Below are 13,706 nucleotides of genomic sequence, written 5' to 3'. Positions count from 1 at the left end.
GGTTGCGCGCGATCTAGCCACCGCTCGGGATATGCGCAAGTGCCACGCCGCGCGTGGGAAAGCGCGCCCGGTACAGCAACGCCTTGCAGCCGCCCCGGCCCCGTGCCAAGCCTCGGCGCCGTGACGGTCGGGGCAGGAAATCAGGACGGGGCAGCCGATGCCTGGCGCGCGGTGCGCAGCGATTCCGATATCCAGTTCGCACCCGTTCCGCCGCCCGAGCCGCCCGCGACGCCCGAATGGTTGCGCGCGGTCGGCGAATTTCTCACGGACATATTCGCCCCCGTCGCGCGCGCCTTGGTTGGGGCATGGCCGGTGCTGCAATGGGTTCTGGTGGCGATCGGCGTGCTGCTGCTGGTGCTGGTGATCCTGCGCATCCTCGACGTTCCCCTGCGGCGCAGGCGCGAAAAGGCCGAGGAAGAGCCCGGCTTCGTGCCCGACCGCGCCGAAGCGCAGGCACTGCTGGGCGATGCGGACGCGCTGGCCGCACAAGGCCGCTATGGCGAGGCGGTGCGCCTGCTGCTCGCCCGGTCGATCGGCCAGATCGCGAATCGCCGCCCCGACCTGGTCCACCCGTCGAGCACCGCGCGCGAACTCTCCCGGCTCGAGTCGCTGCCTGAAACCGCGCGCCGCGCCTTTACCGCCATTGCCCGCAGCGTGGAGCGCGCGCTGTTCGCGCTGGAAGACCTGAACGAACGCGACTGGCACGAAGCGCGCGCCGCCTATGCCGATTTCGCGCTGGAGCGCGACTGACATGGCGAACGGCGCAACCACCGGCGCATTCAGCAAGCGCGGCACGCTGGCACTGGTACTGTTCGCGGTGCTCGCCTTCATCGGCTTCCTCTACCTCGTCGGGCAGGGCGGTCTGTCCGGCAATGCCAATAACGGGCAGGCCCATGCCGCCGGAACCGGCCTCAACGGGTTCGCCGGCCTGACCCGGTTGGTGGAGGCAGACGGAGCCAGCGTGATCCGCTCGCGCGATCAGGGGGCGCTCGACGATCCGGGGCTGCTGGTGCTAACGCCGCCCGAATCGATCGACACCGAGGAACTGGCCCGCATCGTGGAGCGCAGGCGCACGATCGGCCCGACGATGCTTATTGCGCCCAAATGGTTCGCCATGCCGATCCGCGATGCGGCCAGAAAGCCGGGCTGGGTCGCGCTCATGGGGGCGAGCGAAGGTTGGGAGTTCGAGATCGACGGCCGCAGCCTGGCGGTCGCGTCGGACCGTTCGATCGAACAGGCGCCCCGCTGGGAAGGGCGATCGCTGCGCGGCACCCTGCCGAGTGAAAGCGCGGTGATGCGCTTCGACCCGGAGGAATCGGAGGTCGAGCTGAGCCCGCTGGTCGTCGACGGCAGCGGGCGCGTCCTCGCCGGCTATCTTGCCGACGATGGCAGCTTCCTGACCGGGGACCTCTATCTCGACCCCGAACGGGGCGACGGCCTGTCCGTCTACAATGTGCTGCTGGTGGCCGAACCCGATCTGCTCAACAACTGGGGGCTGGCCGACCGGCGCCGCGCCGCGCTGGCGCTCGACCTCGTCGGCCTTGCGCGCCAGGGCACCGATTCGCCGGTCCGCTTCGATCTGACCGTCAACGGGCTGGGCGCATCGCGCAACCTGCTGACGCTCGCGTTCGAACCGCCCTTCCTTGCCGCCACGCTGACCCTGCTGCTCGCGCTCGCCATCGCGATGTGGCGCGCGTTCAACCGGTTCGGCCCCGCGCTGCGCCCCACCCCGGCCATCAAGCCGGGTAAGAGCCAGCTGGTCGCCAATGGCGCGCAGGTGATCGGCCGCAGCGGGCGCATGCACCTGCTGCGCGATCCCTATGCGGCGCTTGTCGGCACACGCGCCCTGCGGCGCATGGGCGTGCGCCCGCAGGCCGAGGACAGCGCGCAAGACAGCCTGCGCGAGCGCGACGAAGACGCACTTGCCGATGCCATCGAAGCCCTGCGCGACGCGCGCGGGACCACCGAAACCCTGCGCGCGGCCCGCGCGCTCCGTGACCTGGAAAGGACCACCCAAGGATGACTGCCGCTCTCGAGACGCTCCGCGGGCTCGCCGCCGATGTGAAGGCCGAAGTCGGCAAGGCGATTGTCGGCCAGGAGGACCTGATCGATCACCTGCTGATCGCACTGGTGGCGCAGGGCCACGTGCTGATGGAAGGCCCCCCGGGCACCGCCAAGACCTTCCTCGCGCAGTGCTTCGCGCGCGCCACGGGGCTCGACTATGGGCGTATCCAGTTCACGCCCGACCTGCTGCCGGGCGATATCCTGGGCTCCAACCTGTTCAACTTCCAGACCAGCCAGTTCACGCTGACGCGCGGCGCGATCTTTACCGAACTGCTGCTGGCGGACGAGATCAACCGCACCCCGCCCAAGACCCAGGCCGCCCTGCTGGAGGCGATGCAGGAACGGCGCGTCACGCTGGACGGTGAAACCCACGTGCTGCCCGACCGCTTCATGGTCGTCGCGACACAGAACCCGATCGAGAGCCAGGGCGTCTACCCGCTGCCCGAAGCGCAGCTCGACCGCTTCCTGTTCAAGCTGCTGGCCCAGTATCCGAGCGAGGCGGAAGAGGCGAACATCGTCGCCCGCTTCGGCGCCGAGCAGGGCCCGCCCCGGCCCGAGACCTTCGGGATCGCACCGGTCACCGGGCGCGAGGCGCTGGCCGAATCGATCGCTGCGGTGAAGGCGGTCACGCTCGCGCCCGAGAATGTCGATTACGTGGTCCGGCTGGTGCGCGCGACGCGCGAACATGCCGACCTGGCGACCGGGGCCAGCCCCCGTGCCGCCGTCCTGCTGGGCAATGCGGCCCGCGTGCGCGCCGCGCTCGAAGGGCGCGACTACGTGGTGCCCGACGATATCAAGGCGCTTGCGACAGGCGTGCTGCGCCATCGCCTGATCCTGTCCGCCGCCGCCGAGATCGAGGGGCGCGAGGTGGAAGCCATCGTCGCCGACCTGATCGAAGAGACCGAGGCGCCCCGCTGATCCGCGGGCCGATCCGATGAGCGCCCTGCTCCCCACCATTCGCACCGCGCGCATCGTCGCGCTGGCCGCGCCGCTGGCGCTGGCGATCGCGCTGATCGCGCCGCAGGCATGGCTCGCGGTTCCGGTAGCGGGCGCGATCATGCTGGCACTGGTGCTGGTGGACGGGCTGATGGCCGGGCGGCTCGCCGATTGGAAGCTGGAGCATGAGGGCGATGTGGAGATCGGCCGCCCCTCCCTCTTGCGCGTCTCGGCGGACCTGAACGGCCGCGCAAGCGCGGTGCGCGCGGCGCTGGCGCTCGATCCCCGGATCGCGCCGGGCGGGCGCGTGTCGCTCGACCTGCCGCCTGCGCAGGATATCTGGGCGGGGGAAAGCAAACTCACCGCGACCCGGCGCGGCATCGCCCCGGTCGAAGGGCTGTGGCTTGCCTGGGATGGCCCGATGGGGCTCGGCGGGTGGCAGAAGCACATCGCGCTGGAGCGTGAAATCCGCGTCTGGCCCGACCTCTCCCCCATCCGCTCGCAGCCCTTGCAGGCGCTGCTGCGCGATGCCGAGCTCGGCGTGATCAGCCGGCGGCGGCGCGGCGAAGGCACCCAGTTCGAAGCGCTGACCGAATACCAGGCGGGGATGGACCGCCGCCGGATCGACTGGAAGGCGAGCGCGCGCCACGCCGCGCTCTATGCGCGCGAGAACGAGGCGGAGCGCAACAACCAGATCGTGTTCGCCTTCGATTGCGGACAGGCGATGTGCGAACCGATCGACGGGCTGCCCCGGCTCGACCGCGCGGTGAGCGCGGGGCTGACCGCCGCCTATGTCGCGCTGAAGGGCGGCGACCGCACGATGCTGTTCGGCTTCGCCCGCCGTCCGGTCCTCGCCAGCCCCTTCGTCAGCGAAACACGCGCCTTCGCGCGCCTGCAGCAAGCCGCCGCCGGGCTCGATTACCAGGTCGGCGAGGAAGCGAACTACACGCTGGCGCTGGCGACGTTGTCCGCACGGCTCAAGCGCCGCTCGCTGGTCGTGCTGTTCTCCGATTTCAGCGACACCACCGCGGCCGAGCTGATGATCGAAAGCCTTGGCCGGCTGATCAAGCGGCACGCGGTGATCTTCGTCACGCTGGAGGACCGCGAGCTGGCAGGCTTCACCGAGGCCGAGCCCGACAGTATCGACGCGATCGCGCGCGCGGTCACCGCCGATGCGCTCGCGCGGCAGCGCCAGCTGGTGCTGCAGCGCCTGCGACGCATGGGGGTCGACGTAATCGAAGCCCCGCACGACCGGGTCGGCTTCGCGCTGATCGACCGCTATCTCGCATTGCGCGCGCAGGAGGCGATCGCCGGATGAAAGCCCCCGTTCTCCGCAACCCCTTCGCGGCCAAGCCCCTGCCCGAGCAGCCCGATATCGAGGCCGCCGCGCTCCGCTCCGACCGCTTCCGGCTGGAGCGCGAGGGCGACTGGCGCCGGCTGGAGCGGATCGTCGCCCGGCTCGAACGCGGCACCATCCGCCGCCTGTCGGACGAGGATATCGCGGACCTGCCGGTGCTCTACCGCCAAGCCGCATCGAGCCTTGCGGTCGCGCGCGAGACCTCGCTCGACGCCGCGACGCTGCGCTTTCTGGAGGATCTGGTCCAGCGCGCCTGGTATCAGGTCTACGGCCCGCGCAGCGGGCTCTTCCGCTGGCTCGGCCGCTTCTTCCGGGACGGCTGGAGCCGCGCGGTGCGCCACATCTGGCTCGACATCGTACTCGCCTTCGCCGCGATGGCGGCGGGCGTCGCGGCGGGCTGGCTGCTGGTGGTGCGCAATGTCGAGTGGTACTTCACGCTCGTCCCCGGGGCGATGGCGGGCGGGCGCGTGCCCGGCGCCAGCCGCGCGGACCTTGCCCAGACGCTGGCGGTAGACAGCGGCGCGGGCGGCCTCTCCGCCTTCGCGGCCCAGTTGTTCTACAATAATGCGAGCGTGTGCATCCTCGCCTTCGCACTGGGCTTCGCATTCGGCGTGCCGACGCTGCTGCTGCTGATCTACAACATGGCGATGCTCGGCGCGATGGCGTGGCTGTTCAACTCGGTCGGCCTGCTGCCCGAATTCCTCGGCTGGCTGAGCGTGCACGGCACCACCGAATTCGGCGCGATCCTGCTGGCGGGCGCGGCGGGCATCCATGTCGGGCGGCAGATGGCCTTCCCCGGCGAGGCGAGCATTCTTGCCGCGACCGCGCAGGCGGGCCGCCGGGCCGCGCTGGTGATGCTCGGCTGCATCTTCATGCTGGTCGTCGCGGCGCTGCTCGAAGCCTTCCCGCGCCAGCTCGCCGGGTTCGAGGCGCGCGTGCTGATCGGCATTTTCATGCTGATCGCTTGGATCGCGCTGTTCGTGCTGCTGGGCCGGCGCGACAGCGAAGGTGACGCCGCATGAGCGCGCTCGCCCCCGGAATCGCGGACAAGCGGCGGCGGCAGGTCGTCACGCCGGAGGGCGTCCCGCTCGACATGGTACTCGCCACGCGCGGTTCGCGCCTGATGGCGCTGATCCTCGATTATGCGATCATCTTCTTCAGCATCCTGATCGCCGCAATCGCGCTGATCTTCATCGGGATCAATTTCGGCCAGATGGACCAGCTCGACAATGGTGCGGGCGAGTTCCTGATCGTGGTCTTCGTCATCCTCCTGTTCCTGCTGCTGAACGGCTATTTCATCTTCTTCGAGATGGGCCCGCGCGGCGCGACGCCGGGCAAGCGGATGGTCGGCATCAGGGTCGCCGCACGGCCGCAGGGCAGCGCCGGCGAACGGCTGACCGCCGAAGCGATCATCGCGCGCAACCTGCTGCGCCAGATCGAGATTTTCATGCCGCTCAGTTTCTTCAGCAATGCGAGCGCGGTCGGTTCGGGTTCGGCATGGATCATGGGATCGCTGTGGTTCGCCACCTTCATGCTGTTCCCCTTCTTCAACCGCGACGCCTTGCGCGCGGGCGACGTGGTCGCGGGCACTTGGGTGGTCGAAGCGCCGCGCCGCAAGCTGGCCGAGGCGCTGTCGGTGGTCGGAAGCGAGAACAGGACGCAGGACGGCGGATACCGCTTCGGCAACGAAGAGCTGTCTATCTACGGCGAGTACGAGTTGCAGCAGCTGGAACGCGTGCTGCGCGATGGCGACGACAAGACGCTCGACGCGGTGCACAAGGCGATCGTGCGCAAGATCGGCTGGGAGGCCGGTTCGGGCGACGAACGCGCTTTCCTCGAAGCCTTCTACACCGCGTTGCGGGCGCGGCTGGAAGGCGACATGCGCCTCGGCCAGCGCAAGGCGAACAAGCACGCCGATATCGAGCGCTGAGCACGGTTCCGGGGGCCGATTGCGCGCCCGCCGCCGCTCCGGTATGATGGGCGGATCATGAGACATGCGCCTGCCATCAAGGACTTCATCTCGACCAGCGAGGTTGCCGAGCTGAGCGCGAAGTCCGATGCGCGCGCCACCGCGACCGTGCTGTTCCAGTCCGCGCTGGCGGTGGCCGCCTTCGCGCTCGCGATAGTCTGGCCCAATCCGCTGACGATCCTCGCAGCGATCGTGATCCTCGGCGGGCGCATCCAGGCCTTCGGCATCATCACGCACGACTGCGCGCACGGCGCGTTCTTCCGCACGCCGAAGCTCAACACCTTCGTCGGCAAGTGGGTAAGCGGCGCGGCGGCACACGTCCCGCTCGATCTCTATCGCCGCTACCACCTCAACCACCACAAATTTGCGGGCACGCCCGACGATCCGGACAAGTGGATGGTGAAGGCATACCCGGTCACCCGCGCCTCGCTGAAGCGCAAGCTGATCCGCGACATCACCGGACAGACCGGCTTTCGCGATCTCGTCGGAGAGATAAAGCGCTTCAAATGGAGCGAGACCGGCCCCTCGGTGCTGTTCCACACGCTGCTGTTTGTCGCGCTGCTCGCGGTGGGTGCGCCGTGGGCGTACCTGCTGTGGTGGGCGGCGCGGATCTTCGTCTATCCGCTGACCATGCGTCTGCGGCAGATTTCGGAGCATGGCGTCGCGAAAGACCGCGATGCGATGGACGCGCGGATCAACACCGGCACCACGATCCCGCGCTGGTGGGAAGCGCTGCTGCTGTCGCCCTGCAACGTGAACTACCATCTGGAGCATCACATCTTCGCAGGCGTGCCGCCCTATCGGCTGGCGCGGCTCCACTACCTGCTGAAAGAGCGCGGCTACTACCACGATCACGACTGCATCGCCTACGGCTTCGGCGACGTGCTGCGCCGCGCGACGCGGGCGGCATAAACTCCCCTCCCCGTGGCGAGGGGTTGGGGGTGGGGGTTCCCCGCCATCGGCTGAGGCACCCCCCCCTCCCAACCTCCCCCTTCAAAGGGGGAGGAGCAGGTTGCGCCAAACTCTACCGGCGGATTTTCCTACTTCGGACGCACGCGCTAGCGTGGCGACGGCTCTTTCCCATTGTCGTCCCAGCTTCTCTCCCACGCGCCACATGGCGAAAAAAAGCGGCGCAAAACGGCAAAGCGTCACCCGGTGCGTCGCAAACCCCTGAAAGACAAACATTTTGCCAGGGTGACACATGGGTGACACGTGTCACCCTCGTCACCTCCTCGACTCCCCTCCCTGGGGGGAGGGGCCGGGGGTGGGGTTCCCAGCCATCGGCTCTGGCACGCCCCCACCCGGCCTCCCCCACAAGGGGGAGGAGAATTTCGGCCCTAGTCCCCCTCGCCGTAGATCGCGACCTCGCGCAGCCCGCCGCTGGTCGCACGGGCGCGGTACATGCCGGGCGTGTTGAAGCTGAAGATCGCCGGGCCGAATGGCGACACGACGATCACCCCGCCGTCGCCGCCCAGCTCCTGCACTTCGGCAAGCACATTGTTTGCGATCCGCTCTACCTCGGCGCCCTCCAAAATCGGATCAGTCCAACATTCCCTGAAAACGCCGGGCTCATCCGGGCCTTCGCAATCGCTCAGCTGCGGGGTGCTCGCGATCCGCAGCCGCGTGCAGATCTCCTGCGCCACGCCGACGCGGATGAAGTACTCTCCCGCACCCGTCGCCGAGACAGCGCAGCTGCGATTGTCAGCATAGGTCCCCGCGCCGATCACCGGCGCATCGCCGATCCGGCCCCAGCGCTTGCCGGTCAGCCCGCCGGTCGAAGTGCCCGCCGCCATGTTGCCTTCGAGGTCGAGCGCGACCGCGCCCACCGTGCCGTACTTGGTGTCCACGTCGATGGCGGAGAGCTGTTCCGCCTTCAGCCGCTCGAGCGAGCGCAGCCGGCTCTCGGTCTTGAACCAGTCGTTCTCGACTCTCTCCAGATCGGTGCGGTCGGCAAAGGTCTCGGCCCCCGCCCCGCTCAGGAAGACATGCCGCCCGTCGCGCATCACTTCCTTTGCGAGCAGGATCGGATGGCGCACCGTGCCGATGCCCGTGATCGCACCTGCCGACCTGTCGCGTCCGTCCATCAGCGCGGCATCATGCTCGATCGTGCCGTCCCAGGTGAACACCGCCCCGCGCCCGGCGTTGAACTTGGGATCGTCCTCCATGAGGGTGATCGCGGCAGTGACCGCGTCCATCGCGCTGCCGCCGCCGCGCAGGATGTCCTCGCCCGCCTTGAGCGCCGCATCGAGCACGGCGCGATACTCGGCCTCCTGCTGCGCCGTCATGTTGGCCCGCTCGATCGTGCCCGCCCCGCCGTGGATCGCGAAGGACCAGCGCGGCTCGCCCGGATCGTGGCTTTCCTGTGCGAGCGCGGGCGCGCCCAGCAGCGCGGAAAGAAGGATTGCCAGAATGGCACGCATGCAGATGTCTCCCCGTAAATCGGCCCCGACAATGCCTGCCCGCGCAGGCCGGGTCCAGCGCTTCCCATGCGCGGCGGCTGTCGCTAGTCGGGCGCCATGATCCTGCGCCCCGCCACGCTCGACGATGCGCCCGCGCTGAGCGAACTCGGCCGGGACAGCTTCTGCGCCGCCTTCGCGCATCTCTACCGGCCTGCCGACCTCGAAGCCTTCCTGGAACAGGCCTATTCACAAACCGCCGTGGCCGGGGAGATCGGCGACGATGTCCATATCCACCGTCTTGCCGATGATGGCGAAAGACTTCTCGGCTACGTCAAGCTGCGCGCACCCAGCGGATATGGCGGGCATTCGGATGCCGCCAATCCCATCGCCCTAGGCCAGCTCTACACCCAGCCGGACTGCACCGGGCGGGGCATCGGCGCGGCGCTGATGGACTGGACCATCGCCGAGGCCCGCACCCGCGGCCACGATGCGATCCAGCTCTCGGTGTGGAGCGAGAACACACGCGCGCAGAAATTCTACCGGCGCTATGGCTTCGCGAAGATCGCGGATATCGACTTCTGGGTCGGCAACCACCGCGATGACGAATTTCTCTACGAACTCAGGCTTTAGCGGATCGTTCGGCTGTCCGCTTCGGCCTGTCGTTCGTCGAGCGCACCCTTGCCAATCCAGCCTCGCAGGCGCACGCCTCGCCCGCAGAAAATCCAGGGGGAATACCTGACCATGAAGACCTTCGCCGCCGCCATCGCGCTCGTCGCCCTGCTGCCCGCCGCGCCCGCTTTCGCCCAGGCCGAAACCACGCAGAGCGCGCCCGCCCAGCCCGACTGGGTCGAAACCAGCAATGCCTACACCCAGCAGCTGATCGACTTCGAAGCGCAATTCTATCCCGAAGACGCCTCGTCGTCCGGCTACGACCAGTATGACGGCCAGACCTTCGACTATTCGCTCGACGCCGACGAGCGCTATGTCGCCGGGGCGAAGGCGCTGAAGGCCGAATTCACCGCCGCGATGGCGCGCGAGAGCAATCCCTTCGTCAAGCAGGACCTCGCGATCCTGATCGACAACCTCGACCGCAGCATCGCCTCGCGCGCGCTGAACGAGAAATACATGCTCGAATGGAGCGAACTGCCGCAGACCATCTTCTATTCGATCGGCAGCATCCTGTCCGATCAGACGGCGGAAAACCGCCGCGCATCGGCGGTCGACCTGCTGCGCAAATATACCGGCGTAGAAGACGGCTACGAGCCTTATACCGAGCAGGCCAAGGCGCATTTCGAAGCCAGCCGGGGCGACGGGAAGATCGGGCCGTACCGGGTCGAGGTCGAAGAATCGGTCGCCAAGATCCCGACCTTCGTCGCGGGTATTCGCGAACTGTTCGACAAGTACGAAATCGACGGCGCGGACGAAGCGCTCGACGCGATGGAAACGCAGTTCACCGATTACGGCGAGTGGACCCGCGAAACCGTGCTGCCCGAAGCCCGCGACACCGCCCGCCTGCCCGAAGAGCTCTATGCGCTCAACCTGCGCAATGTCGGGATCGACATGGACCCGCGCGAAGCGATGAGCCAGGCACGCCGCGGCTTCTACGAGATCCGCGCGCAGATGGAGGCGCTCGCGCCGCAGATCGCGGAGAAGAACGGCTGGCCCGAGACCGATATGGCCGGGGTGATGAAGCGCCTGAAGGCGCAGACCATTCCCAACGACGAGATCGAGGAATTCTATCGCGGCGTGAACCGCGAACTCGAAGCCAAGGCGCGCGAGAACGACATCGTCAGCGTGCCCGATACGCAGCTGCAGATGCGCGTCGCGAGCGAGGCGGAAAGCGCCGCCCAGCCCGCCCCGCACATGCGCCCGCCGCGGCTGATCGGAAACACCGGCGAACAGGGCACCTTCGTGCTCACCGTCGGCAATCCCACCGCCAGCGCAGACGACGCCTACGACGATTTCAACTTCCCCGCCGCCGCTTGGACGCTGAGCGCGCACGAGGCACGGCCGGGCCACGAAATGCAGTTCGCTGCGCTGGTGGAGCAGGGCGTTTCGCTCGCCCGCATGCTCTACGCCTTCAACAGCGTGAACGTGGAAGGCTGGGCGCTCTACGCCGAAGCCGAAATGATGCCGCACGAGCCCATCGAAGGCCAGTTCATCGCCCAGCAGTTCCGCCTGCTGCGCGCGGCGCGCGCCTTCCTCGACCCCGCGCTCAACCTCGGCCTGATGACCCGCGACGAAGCCGAATACGTGCTGCGCGAGGAAGCGCTGTTCTCGCCCGGCATGACCAAGCAGGAGCTCGACCGCTACCAGTTCCGCATGCCCGGCCAGGCGGGCGCGTACTACTACGGCTACCGCAAGCTGATCGACCTGCGGGTCGAAACCGAGCTGGCGCTGGGCGCGGATTTCGACGAGAAGGAATTCAACGACTTCCTGCTGGCGCAGGGGATCATCCCGCTCGAACTGATCGCCCAGGCCGTGCGCGAGGAGTTCATCCCCGCGCAGCAGGCGGGCGGCTAGGCTCTAAAGCCACTTCAGCCGCTTGAAGATCGCCAGCAGGACCGCGATGATCGCGATGCAGACGGCGGCGACCCACCAGAAGGCGTCGGCGTCGTTCACACCGGGCATGCCGCCGACATTGATGCCGAGCAGCCCGGTGAGGAAGCCGAGCGGCAGGAAGATGCCCGCGACGATGGTGAGCATGTAGGTTGCGCGTTCATTGCTGGCGAGCGCGCGGGTGCGCAGCTCGTCCATCAGCACCACCGCGCTTTCCTTGCTGACGTCGATATCGTCGAGATAGCGGCGCAGGCGGTCGATCGTCTCGGCGATCTCGCGCCGGTCGTGTTCCTCGAACCACGGCGGCGCCTCGCGGCTGATCGCCTCCAGCGCGACATGCTGCGGGCCCATATGACGTTGCAGGCCCAGGCAATTGCGCCGGATGGTGGCGATCTTCTGGAGCATTTTCTCGGGATCGTCGTCCATGTCCTGCGCTTCCAGTTCATCGATATGCTCGTTCATATCGACGATGGAGGCGTTCATCCGGGCGACCATGGCTTCGGTCAGCGCGGTGACGATCGCTCCCGCATCCGTCGGGCCCGCGCCCCGGTCGATCAGCGCGAGGATCTGGCGCGGGGTCTGCAAGGCGTGGCGGCGCAGCGTGATGAGACGCGCGCCGTCGCTCCACACCTGCATCGAGATCATGTCTTCAGGCTCTGCCCCGGGATTGAAGTTGATCCCCCTCAGCGTGGCGACCAGCGCATTGCCTTCTCGAAAGGCGCGCGGGCGGGTGTCGTCGCTGGTCAGCAGTTCCGCCGTCGGTTCGGGAATGCCGACATGGTCCTGCAGCCACTCGTAAACGCCAGGCGTGTTGCGGCACAGGTGTATCCACAGCACCGGCCCTTCGGGGCGCGGCTGCCAGTCCTGAATGCTCGCCCAGTCGATCGCGTGGCCCCCGCCGGTGCCATCGAGCACGCGGGCAAACAGCAGGGGCGTGCCAGGTTCGGTGTCAGTCGCTTCGCTCATCGTGCGATCAGTGCCCCAGATCGGACCCAATTCCTACGCCCGGTAGTGTCCTGCAGGCCATACAAAATGCCAAATCGTCCATTTTTTCCCGCACCTGCGCCAATCTTCTTGATCCGCAAACCGAATGGCGCAACAGGCGCCGCATGACAAAACCCCTCGCATTCGCGCTTCGCGCCCTTCCCGCCCTCGCCGTCCTCTCCTGCGCCCATCCGGCGCTGGCAGGCGCTTTTCTCATCCAGGAACAATCGGCCAAGGAAACCGGCCGTGCGCTGTCCGGCGCGGCGGTCGCAGCCGACGGCCCCGCCTCGATCTACTTCAATCCCGCATCGATGACCGAGCTGGAAGGCGTGCAGATCGAAGCTGCCTCGCAGTTCCTGTTCCTCACCGCCGCGCAGGAAGACCAGGGCAGCACGCGCGGCGTGCCGGGCCTGCCAGTCTCGGTTCCGACCGGTGGCAGCAATGGCGGCAATCCGTTCCCGCAGCCGCTCCTCGTTCCCTCGGGCGCGATCAGTGCGCAACTGAGCGACAACGTATGGGCCGGGATCGCGGTCAACGCACCGTTCGGCCTGATCGCCGATTACGACGATGATTTCTTCGGGCGCTACGACACGCTGCGCGCCGATGTCTTCACGCTCAACGTCCAGCCCAGCCTCGCGGTGAAGATCGGCGATCGCGTCTCGGTCGGTGCGGGCCTCGACGTGCAGTATGTCGATGTCGAGCTCACCAATGCGGTGCCCAACCTCGCCCCCACGGATGCCGACGGCCTCGCGCGCGTCACCGGCGACGACATTTCGATCGGCTGGAATGCCGGGGTGATGGTCGATCTCGATCCCGTCCGCATCGGCGCGCATTACCGCTCGCAGGTCAAGCACAACCTCGAAGGCACGTTCGAGCTGACCGGCCTCACCGGCCCGCTCGCCGGCAATAATGCAACCGTCGATGCGAGCGCGCCGCTTACGCTGCCCGACATCGCGACGCTGAGCATCCAGTTCGGCACCGACACGCCCTGGCGCGTATTCGGCACCTGGCGCTATTACAACTGGAGCGATTTCGAGCAGATCGCGATCTATCCGGAAGGCGGCGTGCCGCCGCAGGTCTCCGAACAGAACTATCGCGACAGCTGGTCGATGTCGCTCGGCGGCGAATACGACGTTTCGGACAAGCTGACGCTGCGCGCCGGCACGACCGTCGACGAATCGCCGATTACCGACGAATTCCGTTCGGCCCGCGTGCCCGACGGCGACCGGGTCTGGGCCGCGGCTGGCCTGACCTACAACATGAGCGAGAGGTTCTCCGCCAACCTCGCCTATTCGCACGTGTTCGTGAAAAGCGCCCCGATCGACCGGACCGATTCCTTCTTCGAAGGCACCCCGGCCGAAGTCCCGACCACGATCCGCTCGTTCAGCACGGGCGATGCGGATATCGTCGCAGTCTCGCTGGGCGCACGTTTCTGATG

The 13,706-nt window shown here is 67.7% G+C and carries 12 protein-coding genes; 10 read left to right on the top strand and 2 right to left on the bottom strand.

What is annotated here, in order from left to right; translation table 11 throughout:
• Window positions 1–120 precede the first annotated feature (120 nt).
• Genes ACYQ0L_RS09510 through ACYQ0L_RS09480 form a run of 7 tightly spaced genes read left to right on the top strand, consistent with a single transcriptional unit; the run spans window position 121 to window position 7,238 of the window.
• Entirely contained in the window at window positions 121–750 is a 630-nt protein-coding gene (locus ACYQ0L_RS09510; RefSeq protein ID WP_459788866.1) for a hypothetical protein, read from the top strand.
• A gap of 1 nt (window position 751) precedes the next feature.
• Window positions 752–2,023, top strand: a complete 1,272-nt coding sequence (locus tag ACYQ0L_RS09505; RefSeq protein WP_459788865.1) for a DUF4350 domain-containing protein — start codon at window positions 752–754, stop codon at window positions 2,021–2,023.
• Entirely contained in the window at window positions 2,020–2,982 is a 963-nt protein-coding gene (locus tag ACYQ0L_RS09500; RefSeq protein ID WP_459788863.1) for an AAA family ATPase, read from the top strand. The genes ACYQ0L_RS09505 and ACYQ0L_RS09500 overlap by 4 nt, the downstream gene beginning before the upstream one ends.
• 16 nt (window positions 2,983–2,998) lie before the next feature.
• Window positions 2,999–4,318, top strand: a complete 1,320-nt coding sequence (locus ACYQ0L_RS09495) for a DUF58 domain-containing protein (protein ID WP_459788861.1) — start codon at window positions 2,999–3,001, stop codon at window positions 4,316–4,318.
• Entirely contained in the window at window positions 4,315–5,379 is a 1,065-nt protein-coding gene (locus tag ACYQ0L_RS09490) for a stage II sporulation protein M (protein WP_459788860.1), read from the top strand. The genes ACYQ0L_RS09495 and ACYQ0L_RS09490 overlap by 4 nt, the downstream gene beginning before the upstream one ends.
• A complete protein-coding gene (locus ACYQ0L_RS09485; protein ID WP_459788859.1) occupies window positions 5,376–6,287 on the top strand; it encodes an RDD family protein in 912 nt (303 codons plus the stop codon). The genes ACYQ0L_RS09490 and ACYQ0L_RS09485 overlap by 4 nt, the downstream gene beginning before the upstream one ends.
• A 57-nt stretch (window positions 6,288–6,344) precedes the next feature.
• Window positions 6,345–7,238 (top strand): fatty acid desaturase family protein, encoded by an 894-nt coding sequence (locus ACYQ0L_RS09480; protein ID WP_459788858.1) that lies wholly within the window; start codon window positions 6,345–6,347, stop codon window positions 7,236–7,238.
• Window positions 7,239–7,663: 425 nt separating this feature from the next.
• Here ACYQ0L_RS09480 and ACYQ0L_RS09475 read toward each other — a convergent pair whose 3' ends face one another.
• Window positions 7,664–8,746 (bottom strand): isoaspartyl peptidase/L-asparaginase family protein, encoded by a 1,083-nt coding sequence (locus ACYQ0L_RS09475; protein ID WP_459788857.1) that lies wholly within the window; start codon window positions 8,744–8,746, stop codon window positions 7,664–7,666.
• Between the two features lie 96 nt (window positions 8,747–8,842).
• Here ACYQ0L_RS09475 and ACYQ0L_RS09470 point away from each other — a divergent pair, with 96 nt between their 5' ends.
• Window positions 8,843–9,355 (top strand): GNAT family N-acetyltransferase, encoded by a 513-nt coding sequence (locus ACYQ0L_RS09470; protein ID WP_459788856.1) that lies wholly within the window; start codon window positions 8,843–8,845, stop codon window positions 9,353–9,355.
• Between the two features lie 111 nt (window positions 9,356–9,466).
• A complete protein-coding gene (locus tag ACYQ0L_RS09465; RefSeq protein ID WP_459788855.1) occupies window positions 9,467–11,248 on the top strand; it encodes a DUF885 domain-containing protein in 1,782 nt (593 codons plus the stop codon).
• Window positions 11,249–11,251: 3 nt separating this feature from the next.
• Here ACYQ0L_RS09465 and ACYQ0L_RS09460 read toward each other — a convergent pair whose 3' ends face one another.
• Complete coding sequence (locus ACYQ0L_RS09460) at window positions 11,252–12,250, bottom strand: zinc transporter ZntB (RefSeq protein WP_459788854.1); 999 nt, start codon at window positions 12,248–12,250, stop codon at window positions 11,252–11,254.
• Window positions 12,251–12,393: 143 nt separating this feature from the next.
• On the opposite strand from ACYQ0L_RS09460, the gene ACYQ0L_RS09455 reads away from it, so the two are divergent.
• Window positions 12,394–13,704, top strand: a complete 1,311-nt coding sequence (locus tag ACYQ0L_RS09455) for an OmpP1/FadL family transporter (RefSeq protein WP_459788853.1) — start codon at window positions 12,394–12,396, stop codon at window positions 13,702–13,704.
• Window positions 13,705–13,706 lie beyond the last annotated feature (2 nt).

Source organism: Alteriqipengyuania triglochinis (genome assembly GCF_054655655.1).
Note: the sequence above shows the minus strand (reverse complement) of the source record. Positions and strands in the feature narration are given on the sequence as shown.

Coding starts and splice junctions, on each gene's coding strand:
- ACYQ0L_RS09455 (WP_459788853.1), top strand. CDS start 12,394: ATGACAAAACCCCTCGCATTCGCGCTTCGCGCCCTTCCCGCCCTCGCC.
- ACYQ0L_RS09460 (WP_459788854.1), bottom strand. CDS start 12,250: ATGAGCGAAGCGACTGACACCGAACCTGGCACGCCCCTGCTGTTTGCC.
- ACYQ0L_RS09465 (WP_459788855.1), top strand. CDS start 9,467: ATGAAGACCTTCGCCGCCGCCATCGCGCTCGTCGCCCTGCTGCCCGCC.
- ACYQ0L_RS09500 (WP_459788863.1), top strand. CDS start 2,020: ATGACTGCCGCTCTCGAGACGCTCCGCGGGCTCGCCGCCGATGTGAAG.
- ACYQ0L_RS09480 (WP_459788858.1), top strand. CDS start 6,345: ATGAGACATGCGCCTGCCATCAAGGACTTCATCTCGACCAGCGAGGTT.
- ACYQ0L_RS09475 (WP_459788857.1), bottom strand. CDS start 8,746: ATGCGTGCCATTCTGGCAATCCTTCTTTCCGCGCTGCTGGGCGCGCCC.
- ACYQ0L_RS09485 (WP_459788859.1), top strand. CDS start 5,376: ATGAGCGCGCTCGCCCCCGGAATCGCGGACAAGCGGCGGCGGCAGGTC.
- ACYQ0L_RS09470 (WP_459788856.1), top strand. CDS start 8,843: ATGATCCTGCGCCCCGCCACGCTCGACGATGCGCCCGCGCTGAGCGAA.
- ACYQ0L_RS09495 (WP_459788861.1), top strand. CDS start 2,999: ATGAGCGCCCTGCTCCCCACCATTCGCACCGCGCGCATCGTCGCGCTG.
- ACYQ0L_RS09490 (WP_459788860.1), top strand. CDS start 4,315: ATGAAAGCCCCCGTTCTCCGCAACCCCTTCGCGGCCAAGCCCCTGCCC.
- ACYQ0L_RS09505 (WP_459788865.1), top strand. CDS start 752: ATGGCGAACGGCGCAACCACCGGCGCATTCAGCAAGCGCGGCACGCTG.